General features: G+C 69.0%; 14 protein-coding genes. 6 read left to right on the forward strand and 8 right to left on the reverse strand.

Features of this window, described 5'->3' with window-relative positions; translation table 11 throughout:
- Positions 1 to 3,089, reverse strand: a 3,089-nt coding sequence (locus VKP62_15565; GenBank protein ID MEB3198614.1) for a hypothetical protein, incomplete at its 3' end; no start/stop codon positions are given.
- Between the two features lie 262 nt (positions 3,090 to 3,351).
- On the opposite strand from VKP62_15565, the gene VKP62_15570 reads away from it, so the two are divergent.
- A complete protein-coding gene (locus VKP62_15570; protein MEB3198615.1) occupies positions 3,352 to 5,808 on the forward strand; it encodes a TIM-barrel domain-containing protein in 2,457 nt (818 codons plus the stop codon).
- Positions 5,809 to 5,924: 116 nt separating this feature from the next.
- Here the strand turns inward: VKP62_15570 and VKP62_15575 are convergent, their stop codons facing one another.
- A complete protein-coding gene (locus VKP62_15575; GenBank protein ID MEB3198616.1) occupies positions 5,925 to 6,680 on the reverse strand; it encodes a hypothetical protein in 756 nt (251 codons plus the stop codon).
- Positions 6,681 to 6,718: 38 nt separating this feature from the next.
- Complete coding sequence (locus VKP62_15580; GenBank protein MEB3198617.1) at positions 6,719 to 8,068, reverse strand: DUF3370 family protein; 1,350 nt, start codon at positions 8,066 to 8,068, stop codon at positions 6,719 to 6,721.
- 285 nt (positions 8,069 to 8,353) lie between these two features.
- On the opposite strand from VKP62_15580, the gene VKP62_15585 reads away from it, so the two are divergent.
- On the forward strand, positions 8,354 to 9,640 hold the full coding sequence (locus tag VKP62_15585; GenBank protein MEB3198618.1) for a DUF3370 family protein: 1,287 nt from the start codon (positions 8,354 to 8,356) through the stop codon (positions 9,638 to 9,640).
- Between the two features lie 10 nt (positions 9,641 to 9,650).
- Here the strand turns inward: VKP62_15585 and VKP62_15590 are convergent, their stop codons facing one another.
- Positions 9,651 to 10,271 (reverse strand): YceI family protein, encoded by a 621-nt coding sequence (locus VKP62_15590; GenBank protein MEB3198619.1) that lies wholly within the window; start codon positions 10,269 to 10,271, stop codon positions 9,651 to 9,653.
- A 252-nt stretch (positions 10,272 to 10,523) separates the two neighbouring features.
- On the opposite strand from VKP62_15590, the gene VKP62_15595 reads away from it, so the two are divergent.
- From VKP62_15595 to ppk1, 4 genes are all read left to right on the forward strand, one after another.
- On the forward strand, positions 10,524 to 11,066 hold the full coding sequence (locus VKP62_15595; protein MEB3198620.1) for a hypothetical protein: 543 nt from the start codon (positions 10,524 to 10,526) through the stop codon (positions 11,064 to 11,066).
- 96 nt (positions 11,067 to 11,162) lie between these two features.
- Positions 11,163 to 12,737 (forward strand): hypothetical protein, encoded by a 1,575-nt coding sequence (locus VKP62_15600; GenBank protein MEB3198621.1) that lies wholly within the window; start codon positions 11,163 to 11,165, stop codon positions 12,735 to 12,737.
- A complete protein-coding gene (locus VKP62_15605) occupies positions 12,737 to 13,357 on the forward strand; it encodes an HD domain-containing protein (GenBank protein ID MEB3198622.1) in 621 nt (206 codons plus the stop codon). The genes VKP62_15600 and VKP62_15605 overlap by 1 nt, the downstream gene beginning before the upstream one ends.
- Positions 13,354 to 15,522, forward strand: coding sequence for a polyphosphate kinase 1 (ppk1, locus tag VKP62_15610; protein ID MEB3198623.1), 2,169 nt, complete (start codon positions 13,354 to 13,356; stop codon positions 15,520 to 15,522). The genes VKP62_15605 and ppk1 overlap by 4 nt, the downstream gene beginning before the upstream one ends.
- Positions 15,523 to 15,557: 35 nt before the next feature.
- On the opposite strand, the gene VKP62_15615 is transcribed toward ppk1, so the two are convergent.
- From VKP62_15615 to VKP62_15630, 4 genes are all read right to left on the reverse strand, one after another.
- Complete coding sequence (locus tag VKP62_15615; protein MEB3198624.1) at positions 15,558 to 16,412, reverse strand: DUF5995 family protein; 855 nt, start codon at positions 16,410 to 16,412, stop codon at positions 15,558 to 15,560.
- Positions 16,413 to 16,562: 150 nt separating this feature from the next.
- Positions 16,563 to 19,310: a hypothetical protein gene (locus VKP62_15620; GenBank protein ID MEB3198625.1), complete on the reverse strand. Its 2,748-nt coding sequence runs from the start codon at positions 19,308 to 19,310 to the stop codon at positions 16,563 to 16,565.
- A gap of 97 nt (positions 19,311 to 19,407) precedes the next feature.
- Positions 19,408 to 20,331 (reverse strand): ADP-ribosylglycohydrolase family protein, encoded by a 924-nt coding sequence (locus tag VKP62_15625; GenBank protein ID MEB3198626.1) that lies wholly within the window; start codon positions 20,329 to 20,331, stop codon positions 19,408 to 19,410.
- 159 nt (positions 20,332 to 20,490) lie between these two features.
- On the reverse strand, positions 20,491 to 21,645 hold a 1,155-nt coding region (locus tag VKP62_15630), incomplete at its 5' end, for a glycosyltransferase family 9 protein (protein MEB3198627.1).

A 21,645-nucleotide genomic window follows, 5' to 3' on the forward strand; every position in this document is an offset into this window, starting at 1 on the left:
GGCACCAGGCGGATCTGGTTGTTCAGGGCGTCGGCCAGCACCAGTCGGCCGGTCGGGTCGATCGTCAGGCCGAGCGGCAAGCCCAGCACCTGGTCCCCGCGCGTCTCCGTCAGCACCCGCCCGCCCGGACCGGTGATCGTGACGACCGGCAGATCGGGCTGGTTGAGGTCGATGCGCCGGATGCGCGCCGGGACCAGGGGAAGCGTGGGGGGCAGCTGGGTGCTGTTGAAGCTATTGAGCACGGAGGTCAGGCGCACGGTGCCGGCTTCGACCAGGTAGAGCCGGTTCTTGCCATCGACGTGCAGCCCGATGGGGGCGATCAGCGCTTGCCCGGCCAGAGGCTTGCCTTCTTCCGGGTTCAGTTTTCCGGCCACCATGGCCATCACCGTGCCGGCCATCCCAAGCCCTCCGAGCGTCTGGATCGTGGGCGGCTGGGCGTTCATGTCGATCTTGCGCAACTTGAAATTCAGGCTGTCTGTCACATAGAGGGCCCCTTGGCGGTCGAAGGCCAGGCTGGTGGGGAAATGGAAGCGTGCCGCCCTGGCGGGTCCCCCGTCGCCCCCATCGGCGCCCTCGCCGTAGGGGGCCGGGGTCTGCCCTGCCACGACCTCGACCTGGTTGTCGGCGCTCAGGCGGCACACCACGTTGAAGGCCTGGTCGACCCAGTAGGGCCGGTCATCTGGACCGACCGCCAGGGCCACGGGACGCCCCAGTTGCAACTCCCTGGCCGGCTTACCGGCCGGATCGAATACGGGGACTATCTTGCCCGCCAGATCCATCGATTGTCCGTTGCCGGCCACGTGGAACATGGCTCCTGCCGGCGTGACCTTGAGAATCCGCGGGCTGCTGCTCTCGGCAATCCAGAGGTTGCCGCCCCGGTCGTAGGCCACCGCGACCGGCGCGATCAGGCCCGCGGTCACGGCGGGTCCTCCATCAGCCCAGGCAGCGGTACGGCCGCCCGCCAGCACCGATACCTGTCCATCCACAAGCTGCTTGACCACGCTGCCGCCGGCCTCGGTGAAGACCAGGCGCTTGCCGTCCGGGGCCATGGTCAGGCCTGCTGGCGCATTGACGGCGATCGCCTGGGCCGTGCCGACCGTCGTGATCCCGGTGGAGCCCGCAAACACGGGCATTCCAGCAGACGGTTGGGCCGGGTCGAACAGGCGCACCTGCATGTGGCCCACATCGACCACCAGCAGACGGCCGTCCGGCAAGCTGGCCATCCCGGCCGGTCGACGCAACATGGCCGCTTCAGCTTCCAGGCTCTGGAACAGGGCGCCCTCGTTGCGCAACTCTCCGGGTTCGCCGGGGCCTGTCAGTTTTTTCAGCGTGCCATCCGGCATCAGTTTCAGCAGGCGATCGCCGCCGGATTCCGTCACGTAAACGCCGTTGTCCGGGGCGGCCAGCAAGCGCGTGTTATAACCCAGGTTCAGTTTGCGGGCGACCATCTCGGCCATCTCGCTGCCAGCCGCCCAGCGCAGCACCTTCGCCTCCGCACCCGTGGTGGTGACCCACAGGGCTCCGTCCGGGGTCATCGTCACGCCGTTGAAGGGCCCTTCGCGCTTCCCGCTCAAGGTTTCCTGGCGCAAGGACACCGCGCGCAGGATGCCGTCTTTGCCAATCGCGAGCACCCGGCTTTGGGTGGGCGCGCTGGGGTTTTCTTCCGTCAGGTAAATCGTGCCGTTCGTGGCCACACACACCCCGGTCGGGCCCGCCAGAGCGGCCTGCTTGGCGGGGCCGCCCTCGCCTTCCGTGCCGGCGGTGCCGGTGCCGGCCACGATCTGGACGCGTCCATCGGGCGTCAGTCGCACCAGCCGGTGGACACTGCGTTCCACCACCAGCAGGCTGCCGTCGGCTTCCACGGCCATGTCACTGATGGTTTCGAAGGTCACGTCGGCCGCCTTGGCCCCGTCTTGCACCTTGCCCGTCAGGTTATCGCCTGCCAGCACGCTGATGGTGCCCTCCGGCGTGACCTTGCGGATGCGTCCGGCCACGCTTTCGGCAATGTAGGTGTTGCCGGCCGCATCGCGCGCCACCGCGACTGGCAGAGCCAGCGGCACCTCGGTGGCCTTGAGGCCCTGGCCCAGGTTTTCCTGCCCCACCAGCAACAGGGCCTTCACGCGCTCCAGGGTCGTGTCGAGCGGCTTGGCCTGCTGACGCAGGCTGCCGATGGTCCCGACCATGGTGGCCGGGGCATAGGAGGGCACCTGCACGGGCAGCAGGGCACGCGCCTTTTCGACCTCGTTGCGCAGGTCGCGGTTGGCGTCGGCCGGCAGGCGATTGAAGACGCCTTGCTGGCCTTTGACGTACTGGTCGAAGACGTAATTGGCCGCCAGCGTTGCCGAGGTGTCGATGTCGAGCGCCAGGGTCCCGGAACTGCCCTTGGTGGCGACCATGGCGCGCAGTTCGCCCTCGGCCCCGCCCAGCTTGTTGTTGAGCTTGACGCGCAGAATCAGGTTGTCGTTCGGCAGCCTGGTTTCCAGGGTGAAACGGCCTTGCTTGTCGCTGAGCACCTGCAGCGGGTTGCCGGCGGCATCGGTGAGGACCTTGCCACTGGCGTCGAAGACCTCCACGAGCGCATCGGCCAGGAGGTCCTCCGCCACCACGCTCTGCGCGAACAGCCGGAAGAACTTGGTCTTGCCGATCAGGCCGCCGCTGTTGTTGCTGATCAGCCCCCCGCCATTGTTGCTGACCAGCCCGGCACTGTTGTTGCCGATCAGGCCGCCGCTGTTGTTGCTGAGGATGCGCCCGGATTCCGGCGACACCAGCGAGCCGCCCGCATCGCTGACGAGTGAACCGCCGGCATCGCTGACGAGTGAACCTCCGGCGTCGCTGACCAGCTTGACCTTGCCGGTGATGGTGCGCGCGATGCCCTGGTCCACCAGGCGCTTCAAGCTGCTGTCGAGCCCGGCCGCCAGACTTTTGGGCGCCTCCACGACCGAGGACGGATTTTTGCCGCTCCCGTTGCTGCCTGCGGCGGGTTTGGCCGACGCGGCGCCATTGGGCTTGGTCTGCGTGCTTGCGCGCGTGTTACAGGCCGAGAGGGCCAGCGAGAGCGCCAGGAGCGCGTGGAAACCGATGCGGGTCATGCGAGGTCCTCGGGCGCCGCCGGCGCGTCTGCTGTCTTTTTACCCGCCAACGGTCCGCATGCGCGGGCTACATAACCTGATCTTGAGGTCGAATCGTGGGGGGCCGTCGGTGAGGGGCCGACCCTGGTGCCGGGCCGGGCTCCACCGATCACCGGCCCGCGGTTGACGCACGCTGGGCAATCACCGACTTCCTGCTCGACGGGGTTTCGCAGCGTTTCATTTTGACCCGGGGAAGCGGGTATAGGGGGGCGAGGAGGATGACGTGAAGCAAATCGTGTGCGGGTTCGCGATCGGGGTCGGCGTGTGGGGAGTGGCCTGCCCGGCCGAGGCGGCCATCGTGTCGTGGTCGCGAATGACGCCCAACGGCTACCGTCTCCTTGTCGATGCCAGTGGGGCCTGGGCCATCTCGGCACCGGGGGGCAAGCGCCTGCTGTCGTCCTCGGAGGCGCCCTGGCAGGTGGGCTTCGGCCGCACCCAGGCGACTCATTTTTTCGGCACCTTTCGTTTCGCCGTGCCCGAGCCGCGCTGGCAGGCGCTGCCCGCGGGGCCGGTCCGGCTGGAGCGCACCCGCGATGGCGCGCTGCGCGTTCAGCTGGGTGCCCCTGATCAGCCGGGGGCCGTGCGCCTGCGCTTCCAGGCGTCGGGCCCATCGGGTTTTCGCATCGAAGCTGACGCCTGTGATGCCCGGGCCACCCGCCTGCAGGCCCGCCTGCGCCGGGACCCCGCGCTGCCCCTGTATGGTTTCGGCGCCCGCACCAACGCCTGCACGCAGGCCGGGCGCCTGGTCGAAAACTGGGTGCAGGAGGGCGGCAACGGCAAGTCCGAGCGCCCCTTCTTCGGCGTGTCGAACTTTCCGACGGCCTCGCACGTGCCGGTGCCGTTCTGCCTGAGTCCGGCCGGTTTCGGTCTGGCGATCGACGGGGCCGAGCGCTCGGTGTGGGATGTCGGGACGCAACGCGCCGAGCAGCTCGGAGCGGAGATCGACAGCGGTCATCTGGCCCTCACGATCGACGTGGCACCTGAGCCGGCCCAGGTGCTGGCCGCCTACACGGCCCGGGTCGGGCGCCCCCACATGCCTCCGGAATGGGCCTTTGCGCCGACCGAATGGGGCAAGGGCGGCAGCCAGGCGGTGCGCGAGAAGGCCCGCTTGCTGCGCCAGCACGGCGTACCGGCCTCCGCCCTCTGGTTCGAAGATTGGGTGGGCCTGGAAACGGGCCCGCTGCCAGGCTTGACCCATCTGCCCTGGGGGCGCTGGGTGCCCGATGAACGCCACTATTCCGAACTGGCGTCGCTGAACCGGGAGCTGGAGACGGCCGGCTTCAAGTCGCTGGGTTATTTCAATCCGTTTCTCTCGCAGGCCGACCCGCATGCCCAGCTGCCCTTGAATTCCGGCTATGCCCTGCGCGATCCGGAGGGCCGGCCGCAGTTTTCCCTGGGCCCCTATGGCTGGCTGGGACACCTCGACCCGACCCACGCGGGCGCGCGCCAGTGGGCCTTTGACCGCCTGACGGATTTCGCACGGCAGGGCTTTGACGGCGCGATGGTGGACTTCGGTGAGTGGGTGCCGCCGGATGCGCGCTTTGCCGACGGCTCGACCGGTTGGGCCCAGCACAATCGCTACCCGGATCTCTGGGCTGCGCTGCATCGCAGCTTCTGGGAGCGGGCCCGGCCCGATGGCGACTTCCTCTTTTACACCCGGGCCGGCTGGACCGCGGCGGCGCGCCAGGCCACCTACATGTGGGCCGGCGATCAGAACACCGACTGGGGCGAGGACGACGGCTTTCCCACCGCCTTGCGTGCCATTCTCTCGGCCGGGCTGTCGGGCATTCCCCTCATGACCCACGACGTGGCCGGCTTCGCGACCCTGGGAGAACGCGGCGTCACCAAGGAGCTGTACAGTCGTTGGGTGGCTTTTGGCGCCTTCAGCACCTTCATGCGCAGCCACAGCGGGCAGAAGCCGAGTCGCAACTGGCACATCTTTTCCGACGCCGAGACGACGGCCCTGCACCGTCGATATGCGCGGGCCCACATGGACCTGTTGCCCTACCGGCAGGCCGTCGTCCGGCAGGCCGTCGAGACGGGCCTGCCGGCCATGCGGCATCTGATGCTGGCCTTTCCCGAAGACCGCACGGCCCGCGGCATCGACGACGCCTACATGCTGGGCCCGGACCTGCTGGTTGCACCGATTTTCACCGAAGGTGCCCGCGAGCGACAGGTCTGGCTGCCCGAGGGCAGCTGGTATGACTGGTGGAGCGGGCGTCGGGTCAGCGGGGGGCAGTGGCTGCGAGTGCCGGCGCCGCTGGATGCCCTGCCCGTTTTCGCCCGCGCGGGGGCCATTTTGCCCCTGCTGCCACCCGGCATCATGACCACCTTGCCATCTGCCGATCCCGCCGTTCCCGGGCGCGAGGCCTATGCCAACCAGCGTGTGCTGCGCGTCTTCGCCGGGCCAAGCCAGTCCTTCGCGCTGGCGGACGGGGTGACGGTGACCAGTCGTACGCCGCGCAGCCGTGCCGAGCAGCCCCTCGTGCCCTTGCGGGCGTTCGTGCAGGGTCGCCGCGTGGCCCTGCTGCGCGTGGGTTCCGAACGCCTGGTGCGCTTCACCGCACGGGCCGGACAGCCGGTCTACGTGCGTTTTGAGACTGAAGCAGGCCCCTGGACGCTCCACTGGCGTGAACGCAAGGACCACGATCGCCAGGTCACGCTGCGCCTCGTCACCTGACCACCGCGATGAGCGCGGCGCGGTATTGGCCGGCGTTCGGCTCGGGTTTCCCCGGGTCAAGGCGCGGGTTGGTTCGCGATGCAGCCGATTTGCCTTCAGGGTGAGGAGAGACGGCCTTACAGCTTGAAGGCGTTCGGGTTCGGCACCGCGTCCCAGAGGAATTTCAGGAACTGGAAGGTAACCACCGACTTGTCGCCTTCCATCATGGCCATCGCTTTGGGCTGCAGGGTCTTGGGGTCCAGCGCCAGCAATTCCCGCGTGAGGTCCTTGTCGAGGCGTCGCACCCCACTGATCTCGACCCAGGCGGCGCTGGGGGCGACGGGCAGCGGCGCGACCCCTTTCCAGCTGGCCCCCTCGGCGGTCAGGCGTTTCAGGTGGGCCACGGGGTGGTTGTCCGTGAAGTAGTGGTTGCGGTTGGTCATCAGGCGCGTGTCACTCGACTTCATGCTGATCGGAATGAGCCCGAGCGCCCCACCGGCCTTGACCTTCAGCTGATCGGGCGACAGCATCACCAGGGTCGAGCCGGCCAGCAGGGGCGTGGTGCTCTCCAGCACCTGGGCCCGCAGCTTGCCGGGAGCCCCCCAGAGCATGCGCGAGCGGCTGCTGCTCGAGCGCAGCTCGGCCACCTTCTTGCCGCCGTAATAGTGGCCGCTAGAAGCGGCCTTGACCTCGACGTCGACGCCTGGGGTATTCGCGACCTTGGCGCGCACGGCCTTCAAGAGGGCCTGCCCGTCGGGCAGGGGACCCAGCGAGGGAAGCGGGGCCCCCGGATTGCTGGGCGCGCCCGGGCTGCCCGGGGGGACGGGCGAGACGCTCGGCAGCGGCTCGGGTTTGGTGCCGGGCAGGCGGCCGCATGCGGCGGTGGTTGCCACACCGGCGCAGAGCAATCCGAAAAGCAGCTGGCGAGCGATCACTGACCGAACCACGAGCGGAAGGTGTCGAACACGCGCTGCACCATGGGGGTTTCCGTGCCGGTCTCGATGCGCAGGGCATGCGGGGGCGTGGAGTTGGCCGGGTAGACCAGGCGCACCTTGACGGCACGGGCCTCGCCGGGCTTCAGCTTCAGGCTGAACAGGGGCACCTCGCCCATTTCCCCTGCTTTCTGGCTGACATGCACGATGTGGGTCTTGGTGCGTCCCTGCGCGTCGGTCACGTCGACCGCGATCGGCCCGCGGAAGACCCGGCTGAGTGGCAACGGCGTCCCGGGCGAGTCGAAGTGCAGGCGGATCTCACGGTCGGTTTTGGCGTCGTTGCGCAGGGGCAGGTCCACCTCGTAGGTGACGCCGTAGTTGCCGTGGGCCGCATAGGCCGTGTCGTCGTAGCGGCGGGCCAGCGGGGCGGCGTGGTCCTGCCCTGTGCCGAGCGTGTTGCTCCGCTTGCCGACGATCAGGTAGCTGCGGCTCTGGGCCTCCTCCGTGACGCGGAAGGCCTTGCCGGCCTCGTCGTTGGTGGCCGTGGCCCGCCAGGCCGCACCGGTCTGCACGCCGGCCACGCGTCCGAAGATCAGCTGGCCAGGGGCGCCAGGCGGCGTGGGGATCTTGTCGTCGGGGTTGCGCTGGAGCAGCTTGCCGGCCTCCAGGCGCGCCTTCACGTTGGCGTTGGTGGGCACCTTGTCTTCGATCACCACGGCGCCATGGACGGGACCGTCGGCGCTGAAACGGAACTGTCCGGTGGCCTCGTTCTTGGGCGGAATGATCTGGGTGTGCACGACGCGGGTTTCGCCGGGTTTCAAGGTGATCGTCTCGGGCAGGATGGCCCGCTCCCCGCGCAGGAACTTGCTGGCCGTCACGTCTCCGGGGCCGCTGGAGCGCCAGCCCCAGGGATCGGGCACGGGCGCCGGCCCGTGGTCGCGGTAGGGCGCCGCATCGGTGAACGACGCGGCCGACGGACCGACCTTGACCGTGACGGGTTCCTTGCCCGGGTTGTGCAGCACCAGGGCCTGGAACAGGTTCTGGGTCGAGCGGTTCTGGTGATGCGTGAACACTTCGAAGGGGCCGCGGAAGGCGTAGTCGAGATGAGGGCCGCCACCGGGGAGCGTGGAAACGGCGATCCCGGGCCCCACGATGATTTCGGGATGATTCGAGTTCAGCACGGGCACCTGGTCGAGGCCCCCGGGCAGGGGCAGCACGCCGTTCAGGCCCGTGGTGAGCTGAAGCGAGTCACCCGCCCGCGCAGGTTGACTCGACGCCTCCGGGCCAGGGGCTGCCTGGGGACGCTGACTGGGTTGCGGACCGTTCGAGCCGTTGATTCGCAGCGACATCGCGCGCACTCCTCTACTGAGTTAACAGGAAGGTTACAACCTGGTAGGGGGGGTTGTCTTCGAAAATGGTTCCCAAAACGTTCCAGGATCGCCAAGTTTAGATTAAGAAAAGATTAAATTGGCGATTGAATCACCGACGGGTCTCGGCTGGTTCAGGCAGGGGCTTGTTTAACTATAACTTTACCCTTTTTTGCCTTGGTTGAAACCTGGTTGGAACGACTCGCCCCGACGACAGAGGTGTTCATCCCCCGTTGCGCCCCGGTGCCTAGAAAGGTTTGTCGCGTCATGGTCATCGCGCCACGCCCTACCAGCCTTCCCGCTCCCGCTTCCCTGGCTTCTCGCCCCCTCCACGTCGCGGCGCTCGCCGCCCGCGACCGCGCGCCGCAGAGTGCCCGGATCCAGGCCCTGCCCGGCGGCCTCGACGCCACGCCGGTGTTCAACTCGAACCACCCGGAGATCGTCAAAGGTCCCGGCATCGCCCTGTCCAGTCTGTGCGGTGTCGGCCCTGCCCACCTTGACCGCGCCTTCACGGGTCCCTTCGAGATTTTTACCCACCACGTCAACGGAACCGGCAAGCGCGTGCATCAGGGCATCGTGCTGGTGAATCAGGGCGATCGCCCGGTGACGGTCAAGCTGGGGCCTTCCGCGCTGCGGACCGGCTTTTACGGCCTGTTCTTCCACTTGCCGCGCGCGGCCGATGGCCTGCTCAAGCTGGCAGCCCGCGACCGGGACGCGACCAGCGGCCCCGGGCCGGCGGTGGCGGAAGCGATCATCAACGGCGAGCGTCAGCGCCCCGAAACGCAGATCGTGATTGCGCCCGGTCAAACCTTCGTGCTGGACTCCCGGCGCCTGGACCCCTGGATGGTGGCCAGCAGCAAGTGGGAATTGTCGAGCGATGGGCCGGTGCGGGCGGCGGTGGTCTTCGACCAGGCCCCGCTGGATGCCCGGCGGGCCCGGCAGGTGCTGGAGGCCAATCGGCTGGCCGCTCGCAACCCCAAGGACCTGGCGCCCACCAAGCCCGGGGAGAGCTCCTCGCGCTTCATCTTCGGCCGTGTCGCCGGCATTCAGGAAGGCGCGCGCTGGCAGGGCACGCTCTCGAACCGCCCGGACGGCCAGGCCGTCGTCCTCGGGGCGCGCCCGCTGGAGCTGGCCTGGCCGATCGTGACCAAGCGCGGTCATCTGCTCGGCACCGGCCAGGACCAGACCGCGCCGGTCTCGCAGCGCCTGCCGGATGCCGCCTACGCCGCCCACGGCAACTACGGCATCTCCTACGAGCTGGCCCTGCCCCTGCGCAACGACAGTGACCGGACCCGCCGGGTCGAGCTGCTGCTGGACAGCCCCAAGCCCACCCCCGGCATGCCGCTGGCCTTTTCCGGTCCGGTCGAGCTGAGCTGGCAGGACGCCGCGGGCAAGACCCATCGCCAGGTCACGCGGCTCAACCTGCGGCCCGAATCGAGCGGGCGCATCGGCAGCCTGGAGTTGCCCCCCGGGGCGACGTTGAATGCCCGCGTGCGGATCGTCTACCCCGGGGATGCCACGCCACCGCAGATCCTGCGCCTGCGCGTGCCCTGAGCGGGTCGCCTCAGCGCGCCTTGGCCATGCCGTCGATCAGCATGTCCATGTCCTCGGCGACCTTCAGACCGAAGACCCCCTTGGGCAACTGAACCCCGTAGTCCGTCACCTTGAGCTTGAATTGCGAGGTGACGTGAACCCAGTCTCCCGCCCGGTAGCTCGCATCTTGCTGCGGCAGCAGGGTCAGTTCCACCGGCACGGTGATTTTCTTCGTCACGCCGTGGATGGTCATGCTGCCCGTCGCCATACCGGTGACGGGCTTGTCGGCAGGCAGCCGATTGCCGGGAACCCGAATCCCGTCGAAGGCAAACACGGCTTTGGGAAACTTCTCCGTTTCAAGCGCGCCGCGCATGTGCTCGTTGCGCAGGCTGATGCCCGTGTCCAGACTCGGCAAGTCGACGATCACCTTGCCTGAGGCTTTGGCTGGATTGCTGGGATCGATTTGCGCTTCACCTTCGAATTTGGCGGTCCGGCCGACAAATTTGACGATGGCCGCCTTCGAGGTGAAGCTGACCTCGTTGACGCTGTGCATATCCTGTTCGACCACATAGCTGCGCGTGGCGGCCATGGCCGGGGTGGCCGTCAGCAGCAGTGCGCCCAGGGTGGCTGCCAGGTAGGGGCGAATTGACATGGGGGATTGACCTCCTGAATGCAGCGGGACCGGGACGGTGCTCGCGGATGGGATGACCCATAATGTTCTACGTAGAACAAAATAGTCAAGGGGGGAGCTCGCTCTGACGTCACGGCCGTGGCGCGCGAGGCCCTTCTTTGCCCCGGCCAGTCCGAATGCCAGGGAGCGTCGCGTCGGCGCGGCGTTTGCCGCCCGGCTCGTGCGGGTAAGCACCCAGCGGTAGGGGGTCCCCGGCTTCTGGAAGTGGTGCTCTTGTCTGCCTCCGCTCGCACGCTCACACTCGCGTTCCTCGCCTGCAGCTTGCCCCTCTCGCTGGCGGCCCCTCCCGCCGTGGCCGAGACGCCGGCGCCCCCGCGCCAGCTGGCCCCGGCGGCGCTGACCGTCGCGACCACCAGCCTGGTATTCGGGGGCGGCCTGATCGGGTTTTACGTCCTGACCACGCTGCCGCCGCCCGGTGTGCTGCTCCATCCGGCCATCCTGCTGGCCCCGCCGCTGGCCTTTCCCTTCAGTTTGGCCTCCGGTCACCTGGTCGCGGGAGACACCTCGCGAGGCCTCGGGCTGGGGGCGCTGGGCTATCCGGTGGCGGCCGGTGGGACCTGGTTGGGGGCTCAACTGGCCTCCTTGATCGTGTTCGGGCGCCCGGCCGACGGCCCCGAGACGCCCGCCCTGTACGGGGGGTTGCTGGGGGGCGTGGCGGCCGTGACCGGCTATACCTGGTGGGTCGCCCAGGACGCCAATCAGGCTCCCCGTCGGGTGGCCTTGCAGCGCCTCGAAGAGCAGAATCACGCGCCGTGAGGCTGCCTGTTTGCCTGGAACCCGCGCCGCGTCTTGCGGTACACTGGCGGCTGGGCGGTGAGCATCACGCCTGAACGATTTCGAGGAGGGTCAGCGGTGGTTTCCAGCGGGGTCCCGATCGCCGAGGGGCCGGTCGCACGCAGTCACCAGGGCGTGGTCGATCTGGGCTCCAACTCCGTCCGGGCGGTGATTTACCGGGTGGACAGCCATGGCGACCTGCGCGAGGTGGAGAACATCAAGCGCAGCCTGCGTCTGGGCGGACGCCTGGAGCCGGACGGCTCGCTCGGGCCGGCCGCCGTGGCCGAGTTTCATGGCGTGTTGCGGCAGTTTCGCGCCCTCTTTTCCGCCTGGGCGGTCGAGGAAGTCACGGCCGTGGCCACGGCTGTCTTCCGTCAGGCGCTCAATGGGGCGGCGGTGCTCGCGGCAGGAGAAACGGCGCTCGGCTGGCCGATCCGGCTGCTGAGCGGGGAGGAAGAGGCTCGCTACGGCGTGCTGGGCATGCTGGAAACCACCCCCTTCGAGGAAGCCCTGGTGGTGGATCTGGGCGGGGCCAGCGTGGAAATTTCCCAGGTGCGGGCCCGCCGCCTGGTTCAATCGATCAGCTTGCCGTTCGGAGCGGTCAACCTGACCCAGCGCTTTCTGGGCGGCCCCGACGAGGCGGCCGGCATCTTTCAGCTGCAGGCCTTTCTGGAAGAGGCCCTGGCGCCTCACCCCTGGATCCAGGAGGGGCAAGGCCCCCTGGTGGCGCTCGGGGGCTCCGCGCGCAGTGTGGCCCGCGTCCATATGGGCCGTCGGGTGGCCTCCCAGGTGGGCATCCAGCAACACCATGTGCCGGCCCCCGCGCTGGCGAACTTGCTGCGCGAGCTGGCCTCGAAGTCGCCCGCAGAGCGTGCCGAGATGCTGGAAATTCCGAAGGAGCGCCTGGAGTTGCTGCCGGTGGCCCTGGCCGTCTTTTCGGCGATCCTGGGGGGGCAGCGCGACTGGCTGGTGGCCTGTGGTTCGGGCTTGCGCGAGGGCCTGATGTACGAGCGGCTGCGGGCCGTGCGGGGCGTGCCGGAGCCCGAGACCATGGCCGTGCGGGGCGCGGAGCGGCTGTTGGTGGCCTGTGGCGGCCAGCTCCGGCACGTGCGCCACGTCCGCCAGCTGGCCCTGCGCCTGTACGATGGGCTGGCCGCCTCGCCTCGGCTGGCCAAGGTGCCGGGCGCGCGGGAGATTCTCGAAGTGGCCGCCTTGCTGCGGGAATCCGGTCGGATTGTGGGGCAGGCCGGCTTCGAGGGCATCACCTTCCCGATGGTGCTGCGCTCGGCCTTGCCGGCGCTCAGTTCGGTGGAACGCGCGAAGGCGGCTCTGGTGGCCTCGTTCCGCAGCCCCAAACAGCTCAAACTGGACCTGGCCACGCTCGAGAGCCTGATCCCCCCGGCGGCCGGTCCGGGGTTGGAGTGCCTGGGCGCGATCCTGCTGGTGGCGGAGGCCCTCGATCGCACGCGCAATCAGGTGGTGCGAGACGTGGCCCTGTTGCGGGGCCGCGACGGCTGGTCGCTGGCCGTCTCCTGTGATCAGCCGGACCGCCTGGAATTCACGCTGCTCGATGAACCCCTGGCGCGCCTGGGTAAGATCCTGAAAGAGCCCGTGACGTTGCAGGCCCGGGTGGTCGAGGAGCTGACACGCTGATGGACGGGTGGGGCGCGCCGCCGGATTGGCTGGACGACTGTCGCCGCATGGTGGCCCGCTACCGCGTGCATGCGGCCCACGCCGAGAAGGTCGCGCGCCTGTGCGATCGTCTGTTCACCGCTGCCGCGCCCATCCATGGCCTCGACGAAGCCGAGCGCGTGCCGCTGGTGGCAGCCGGCTTTTTGCATGATCTGGGGCATTTTCAAGGCGCCGACCAGCACCACCGCCACAGCCACTACGCCATTTTGCACGACGAAGGGCTGGCGGCCTGGCACACGCCGCTGCGGGTCCAGGTGGCGGCCCTGGCCTTGAACCATCGCAAGCGCAAGCGCCTGGGCTTGTCGGAGTTCGAGCGTCCGCAGCGCGCGCGTCTTCGCGCCGGGGCCGCCCTGCTGCGCCTGGCGGACGTGCTCGACCGCGACCACCGGCAGCTGGCCGAGGTCCACGACGTGCGCCTCGATGCCGACCATCGCCGGGTGACGGTGCTGCTCGGCGGGGTCGATCTGGCCTTCCTGCAGCCCCACCTGGCGCGCAAGGGCCAGTGGGCCGCGCAATGGTGGCAGCTTGAGTGGGAGTTCGTCTGCGGTGAGGCCAGTGTGCGCGTGGTGCCTGAGCCATGACGCCCGCCGATGCCGACGCCGCCAGCTGGTACCTGGATGAGGAGCTGAGCTGGCTGGCCTTCAACGAGCGCGTCATCGAGGAGGCCACCGACCCGGCCAACCCGCTGCTCGAACGCGTCAAGTTTGCGGCGATCGCCGCCTCCAACCTCGACGAGTTCTTCGCCGTGCGGGTGGCCCAGTTGCGCGAACTGACCCGCCCGGGTCACAAACGCCGCGAGAACGTGCCCCACGCACGGGCCAACGAGCGCTTGCAGGCCGTTTCCCAGCGCACTCATCAGCAGGTGGCCCTGCTCTACGAGATCCTGCAGCAGGACCTGTTGCCGCGGCTCGAAGCCGAGGGCATCCGCTTCTTCACGCCGGAGGCCCTGCCGCCGGCTTACGCGCAGGCGGTCGAGGCCCATTTCCTGCAGCAGATTCAGCCGGTCTTGACCCCCATGGCGGTGGATGCCAGTCGCCCCTTTCCCCTGCTGGCGAACAAGCGCCTGAACCTGGCGGTCATGCTGCGCCGCCAGGGCCTCGGGGCGGAGCCGGTCTTCGCCGTGGTGCAGGTGCCGCCGGGGCTGCCGCGCACGATCACGCTGCGCAGCGATCCCGACGTGGACGATTTCATCCTGCTCGAGGACGTGATCCAGCGCTACCTGCACACCCTGTTTGCCGGCTACGACGTGCTTTCCAGCGCCCCGTTCCGCATCACCCGCAAGGCCGACCTGTCGGTCGACGAGAGCGGGGCCGAGGACCTGCTCGAGGCCATCCAGGCCGAGCTCAAGAAGCGGCGCAAGGGCGAACCGGTGCGCCTCGAAATTGCCGCGGCCATGTCCCCGGAACTGGAGGCCTTCCTGCTGGACGCCCTCGAGGTCGAACCGCGCGACATTTACCGGGTCTCCGGCCCGCTCGACCCGACCTTCTTGATGAGCTTCTCGGCCATTGCGGGTTACGAGGACCTGCGCTTCGATGAGCTCAAGCCGGTTCTGCCCAGCGCTTTTGGCGGCGTGTCGAGCATTTTCGAGGCGATCGCCCGGCAGGACATCCTGGTGCACCATCCCTACGAGTCGTTCGAGTCGGTGCTGCACTTCATCCGCGAGGCGGCCGAGGACCCCGGCGTGCTGGCCATCAAGCAGACGCTCTACCGTGTCAGCGGCAGCTCGCCGGTGGTGGCGGCGCTGGCGCGTGCCGCCGAGATGGGCAAGCAGGTGACGGTGCTGGTGGAGCTGAAGGCGCGGTTCGACGAGGAAAACAACATCGCCTGGGCCAAGCGCCTGGAAGAGGCCGGCTGCCACGTCATCTATGGCCTGGTGGGCCTGAAAACGCACTGCAAGGTGACCTTGGTGGTGCGCCGTGAAGGCGGCACGATCAAGCGCTACATGCATTTCGGGACGGGCAATTACAACGACCAGACGGCCCGAGTCTACACCGATGTGGGCCTGTTCACGGCCAATGACGAGATGGGGGCGGATGCCTCGCACAGCTTCAACCACCTGAGCGGCTATGCCGAGGTGCCCCACTATCAGCAACTGGCGCTGGCGCCGGAACGCCTGCGCGAGACCCTGCTCGACCTCGTCCACGAAGAGGTGCGGCGCCACACCCCGAGCCAGCCCGGCTACATCCGCTTGCAGATGAACGCCCTGACCGACATGGTCCTGATCAACGCCCTGTACGCGGCCTCTCAGGCCGGCGTCCGCATCGACCTGCTGATCCGTGGCATCTGCGCCCTGCGCCCGGGGGTGCCGGGCCTTTCCGAACACATCCGCGTCTTCAGCATGGTCGGACGCTTCCTGGAACACTGCCGGATCTTCCACTTCCGCCACGGGGGGGAGGAGCGCTATTACATTTCCAGTGCCGACTGGCGCCGTCGCAACATGGATCACCGGGTCGAACTGCTCGTGCCGATCCTGCAGCCGGACATCCGGGAGCGCTTGCGGGCCCTGCTCGATACGCAATTCGCCGACACGGTCAAGATGCGCGAACTGACGCCTGATGGCACCTATGTTCGCCGCCAGGCGGAGTCAGGGGCGGAAGGTTGGCATGCGCAGGCGCGCTTTCTCGCCCTGCCTCGCCATGCCAGCGAACGCGCCCCCAAGCGGGTCGAGCGACGCCAGCTGGTGGTCCCCTGGACGCCCCCGGTGGACCTTTCGGCGCCCGAATTCAGCCCGACGCTGGAGGACTGAGCGCGCTGGATGGCCGTTCCGGCTTGAAGCGGGCTTCAGATCAGCCCGCGGCGGGCCCAGCTGGCCGGCACCAGACGACCGAGGCGGTGGATCACATCGGCGTTCCAGTCGGCCCGCTGTGTCACCACGCCATAGGCTTCCCGGCCGCGGTTGGACAGGCCCGCGGCATTCAGCCAGGCGCGGGCCCGCCAGTTCTCGATCATGCCGCCGGCGACCCATTCGTCGAGCGGGCCGAACAGGCGGTCGACGCGGTCCGCCAGGTTGAATTTGGGGTTCAGGTACTGGCTGCTCAGCAACGCCTGGACGCGCTCCACATTCAGCTTGAGCGCCTCATTGAAGCGCTTGAAGTCGACGTGATGGATGGGATCCATGCCGGCGGCCGCGACGCTCAGGGGCAGGTCGTGGTTGATGTGGGCGTTCATGGAGAGCAGCAAGTTGTTGACGATCGGGGCGCTCCGCGCCCGGCCGTGGTCCAGCGCCACCAGCCAGCTGTGGGGCACGGCCTGGCGATCGCCGCGTTCGTAGGCCTCGAAGGTGTCGAAGTAGCGCTGGGCGAAGTCGAGCGACAGGGCCTCCATCCAGTCCGGGTCGTGGTAGCGCCCCGGCACGCGCAGTTCCTGGATCATGTCGCGCATCTGCATGGCGTAGACGGCCGGAAAGATCGCCCGGTGGTCGCCCTTGGCGGCCAGTGCCTGCGCCAGGTGCTCGGCTTTCTCGGCGGCGGCACGCAGCGTGATGGCCGGCGGCGCCTTGAGCTCCAGCCAGGCCGGCAGCGTGGAGCGTCGCCGCGGGGCCGGCGGCTCGCCCGCGCGAGCGGCTGGCGTCGCCGCGGAGGGCGTCACGGCGGGGAGCTGTGGAGCGCGGGACGGGGCGGTCACGGGTTGGGGCATGGTTTCATTGTCCGGGCTGTGCGGATCGCGCTTGCGCCCCTTTGGGTTCAAAAAAGATTAAGGTTTAGGGGTCTAACGGGGACCCTCGCACGACTTCCGGCGCATCCTGTGAACAGGGAGCCGAGCCGGCAAGCCGCGATCAGCGCGAGGCTAGTCGTCGTCTGAACCGGCGGCCGCGAGGCCGAGCAGCTTGTCCTTGGGGATGCGCTTGATCTGGCGAGCACCGCCGTCCACGAACAGCAGTTCTCCCGAGGGCGTGAAGGCCGGGCTGTGCGGGAATTGCAGGCGGTTATCGACCGTGGTGCCATTGAAGATGCCGCCCTTGCTACCGGCCACCATGGTTTCGTTGCCGGTCTTGGGATCGAAGCGCCGCACCTGGTTCCAGGAGCCGTTGCCCGGATCACCCGGGGTGAAGTAGAGCGCGCCATCCGGGCCTCGCGTGAAGGCCTTGCGGGGCGTGTTTCCATTGCCGTCTTCGGTGCGCAGGAAGTGACCGGCTTTCTTGATGACGGCATAGCCGTTCGCCGCGCTCCATTTGGCCAGCTGCCCCCGGCCGCAGATCCAGGCACTGCCGTCAGGTTCGGCGACCAGGTCACAATCCCGGAGGTCGGGGTTGTGGGTGTTGTAGGTGATGTTGGAATTGGCCACCGTGTTGACCACGACCTTGGATTCGAACAGGGTCGTGACCGTGCCGTCCGGCGCGCGGCGGACCAGGCGGTGGGGGGTTTCGCGTGATTCGAGCAGGATCAGCAGGGTGCCGTCTGGCATGGGGTCGAAGTCAATGATGTTGGTGCGGTCCGGCGAGGCATACAGGCGCTCGGTGGTCTGGTCCTTGCGAATCAGGTGGATGCCGGAGCCCGCCTGCAGGCGGCCATCCAAGTAGACATCGCCCGCAGCCGCCGGCTTCAAGCGAGGGAACTTCATGATCGAGTCTTCGTCCTCGCGGAAGGTCGTCCCGGTCAGCTTGACGCTCTGGACCTGGTTGGCCGTGTCGATGCGCATGAGTCCGCCGCGAACCCGGTCGATCAGCCAGATCGTCTCATCCGTGGCGACCGTCAGGGCGATCGGGTCGAGCAAGGCCAGGTCGCCGGCCTGCCCCGAAATCTGGGCATCCGGGTCAACCCCGGCGATCGCCGTCCTGGCCGCCGGCGTGACGCGGAAGACCCGGCTCCGACTGCCCACCAGCATCGACTTGCCGTCGCGCGCGAGCAGCGCCTGGCTCCAAGACCCCTCCCAGTTGTCGAAGGCCAGGGGGGCGGTGCCTTCCGGCTGCCAGGCCCGCAGGCGCCCTTGCGGATTCCGGAACAGCACGTTGCCGCGCACATCCAGCACCGGTTCGGGGCTGAAGTCTGCGGTGCGCCCCAGGGCCGGGTCCCAGGGCGTCATGGCGCCCGTCTGCAGGTTGTACCACTGGAACTGTTCGGGCTTGCTGAAGTCCCAGAACTTCACCAGCACCCCCTTGGTCGGATCGAGGCCGGCCTCACCGAAACGCATGTTGGGCGGCGTCTGCACGTCGGCCAGCGTGACAACCGGTAGCCCCGGCGTGAATTTCAGGATTTCGATCCGTTCGGCGTCGCCGCGCGGTCGCGTGCGGCGCAGGACGTAGTAGGCTTCGCCGACCCGGCCGATCAGGTCGGTATTGCCCTCGCCCCGCTGGAAATAATGCAGGATCTTGGCCGTTCCACTGGCCTCGACGCCGATCAGGTTGCCGCTGCACAGCACCACCGGGCGACCGGCCGCGTCGAAATCGACGCCGGACAGGCCTGACCCCCCCAGTTCCAGTTCGGCGGCCGGTTTGCCGTTGGCGCTGTCGGGATCGACGCCACCACCTCCCATGGCCGTTTCGAGAATGCCATCGGGACGGACCCGCCAGAGGCGACCCTCGAAAAAATAAATCGCCCCGTCGGGCCCTTCCCTCAGGTGGTCGGTGGCGGCAAAGCCGACGGTGTCCGCCTTGCGTCCCTCGCCCAGGTTACTCTGTCCCGCCACGATCAGCAGTTGCCGCACGCGTTCAAGTTGCTGGTTGAGCGTGCTGTCCGCTCGGCGCAACGCCTCGGTGGCCTGCACCAGCGAGGTTTCGTCCAGCTTGTCCGGGAGCTTGGCGCCAGATTTCACGAAGGCCGTCTCGGCGATCGCCCGGGTTTCCTGCTCCACGCTGCCGGGCAGACGGTCGAGCACCTTCTGGCGGTCGTCCTGGGAGGCGACGTAGGTCTTCATGATGTAGGCGGTGGTCAGGGTGCTGATCAGGTCGGCCGTCAGGCTCTCCTGCCGTCGATCCTTGGTGGCGACGGCCTGGATCGTGCCACGTGCGCCCGGCAGGGTCGCCACCACGATCAGGTTGCGTTCGGGCAGCGCGCCCTGAAAGGCGAAGCGGCCGGCCACATCCGTGGTGGTGGTCAGGACCTTGCCCTGGGCGTCCTTGACGGCCTGGCCGGTCGCGTCGCGCAGTTCCACCGTCACCCCGGCGACCGGCACCTGCTCCAAGGGGGTGCCCTGCTGCAAGGCATACAGGCGCGTGCGTTCGAGCAGACTGCCCCCGTTGTTGGCGATGAGGGTGCCCCCGTTGTTGGCGATGATCGAACCGCCGTTGTTCGCGATCAGGGAACCGGCCTGGTCACCCAGCAGCCGCGCGGGCGCCCTCAAGGTGCCGAACAGGCTCGCATTGGCGGGCAGCCGGGCCAGCTGGCCGGCCGCATTCAGTTGCTCGAATGCCGAGTCGCCGCCCTCCGGGTTGGCGCTCTCGGCGGGGCGGGGTGATTTGGCCTTGGTGCTGACGCGTCCGCTGCCCTGCGGGACCTCCCGCAGATAGCTCAGCTGGCAGCCCAGCAGCGCGGCGGTCACCAGCGCGAGGACGAAGGACCGACGAAACACGGGGGCGGGCGGGGCGAATCGGCGCATGGTGGTTGCTTACCCGCCGACTGCCAGGGTTAACAGCCTTCAACCCGGCAGCGCACTGCGCGCCCCTCGCTGGCGCCGACCCGCGGCACGTCCGAGCTCAAGCGTGCGCCACCATCAGCGCTTGCTCGACACGCGCACGGGCTTGCCAGCCAGCCAGCCAGCGGGCCGGGAGCACGGCGCCAGGTGCTGCGCCGAGTAGCATGCCCAGCGCGAGACCACGGGCGGCCGAGTCCCCCCCGGCCATGGCGTTCTCGATCAAGGCCGTCTCCAGGTCTTGCGGGTGGGCCAGGGCGATCGCCATGGTCGACGGCAGCGCGCCTTGCACCCCACAGGCGGCTCCGAGGGTCTGCACGGCCGCCACCGCCCCCTGCGTGGCCGCGCCCTCGGCGCGGGCGAGCATCTCGGCGGCCGCCAGGATCGCGTAGTCGGCCGAGGCGGCCTGCGCGAGGGCCTCCGGCACCGCCACGCCTTGCCAGACGTGGCGCACCGCGCGCGTCCAGAAGGCCGCGGCCTCCACCACGACGGGGTCGCGATGGGTCGCTTCCGTCTGCGCCATGACAGCCTTCAGGGCCGTTTCCTCGTCTTCCTCCAGCGTCGCGGCCACCAGGGCCGCGCAGCGCGAGGCGCCGCCCCAGTCGGACGACGAGGAACCTGCCTCCGGCCAGGCCACCCCGGCTTCCAGGTGGGCCAGGGTCTGGCGCGTGGCGCCGTCTCGGTAGCCCGGCTCACCCGCCCAGAGCTGTTGCCAGGCCCGCCCGAAGGCGCCGAGGTCGAAGCGTCCCCCACTGGCCGCGAGGGCGTCGAGCAAGGTCAGGGCCTGCTGGCCGTAGTGGGTCTGCCCGCCGGCTGGCTGCCCGCCGTGGTAGCTGCTTGCGTCCGGGGCTTCGAGTTCCGTCCGGCGCCCGCGGGCGGCGATCGCCGTCGGGTCGTAGATCCAGTGCACCGGCAGCACCAGCGCGTCCGCGATCAGGGAGGCGGCCACCAGGGTGAAGCGGCGCTCGGCGTCGGATGGGGATGACATCAGGGAACCTCCGGGCAGTGGGGTTACGGGCGTGCAGGGGGCGCATACCCGGAGGGCAGGCATTTCCCACCTCGCGTCGCTCGCGCCTGGCACAAGGCTGGACAAGCGGACCCGCAGCGACGCGTTGCCGTCATCTTTCTGGGGGTTCACCCGCCGCCATCAGGCCGACGGAGCGACCTCAGCCAGCAAGGACTCGGCGGCGGCCAGCACGTCTTCCATGGTGATGTCCGCCACGCAGTGGGTCACGGCATACGGGCAGGCCACGCTGCGGCCGTTGTGCACGGTCAGGCAGGGGCTGCAGGCCAGCCGCTTGTAGACGGTTCGCTGGCGCGGGTTGCGCGGCCCGAACAGCACCGGCGTTTCGGGCCCGAACAAGGCCACCGTCGGGGCTCCCGCCGCGCAGGCCAGGTGCAGCGGCCCCGTGTCGTTGCTGACCACCAGGGCGGCCCGCGCAAACAGGGCCACCAGCTCGTCCAGCGTCGTTTCGCCCGCCAGGTCGCAGACGGCTGCCGGGTCCGTCAGCTGGGCCTTCAGTTCGGCCACGTAGCGGCGCTCGGCCGGGGCGCCGATCAGCACGATCGGCAGGCCCACCCGCGACTGGAGGCGCTCGACCAGCGCCGCGAAGCGCGCGATCGGCCAGCGCCGCTCCAGGGCCAGTTCGCCGGCGTTGGGATTGACCACGATCACGGGCCTGCCGGCGCTCACGCCTCGGGCAGCCAGTTTTGCCTCCAGGCGGGCCTGCGCCTCCGCCGCGGGGAACAGCGCAGGCAGGGCCGGCGGAGGTGCGGGTGCCACGAGGTCGCCGTCGGCCAGCGCGGCAAAGTTTTCCACGATGTGCCAGTGGGGGTTGAAGGGCGCCTGCACGTGGTGGAAGCCGCCGCGGAAGACCTCCGCCACGTGGAAGCCGACCCGGCAGCGGGCGCCCGATACCGCCGTCAGCAGGGCAGAAAAACGGGTCAGAAACTCGGCATCCAGCCACAGGTCGAAACGGGCCTGGCGCACCGCCAGCACCAGCTGGGCCAGGGAGCGCAGAAAGCCCCCGGGCCCGGCGCCCAGCTCCAGGTAGAGGCCGTCGTCGACCTGGCCGAGCAGGCGCACCAGCTCCTGGTTGGCCCGCTGGGTGACCAGCGTGATGCGGGCCTGCGGGTGGCGCGCGCGCAGTCGGGCGATCGCCGGGCCGAGCAGCACGATCGAGCCCATGCCCCAGAATTTCACCAGCGCGATCCGCCGTACGGCCGGATCGCCGGCGGGCGGGCGCTCGCGTCGGGGGGCGCGGAGCAGCAGGCCCAGGCCGGCGCACAGCAGCTGACCCAG

Source organism: Candidatus Sericytochromatia bacterium (genome assembly GCA_035285325.1).
Taxonomy (GTDB): Bacteria; Cyanobacteriota; Sericytochromatia; order S15B-MN24; family JAQBPE01; genus JAYKJB01.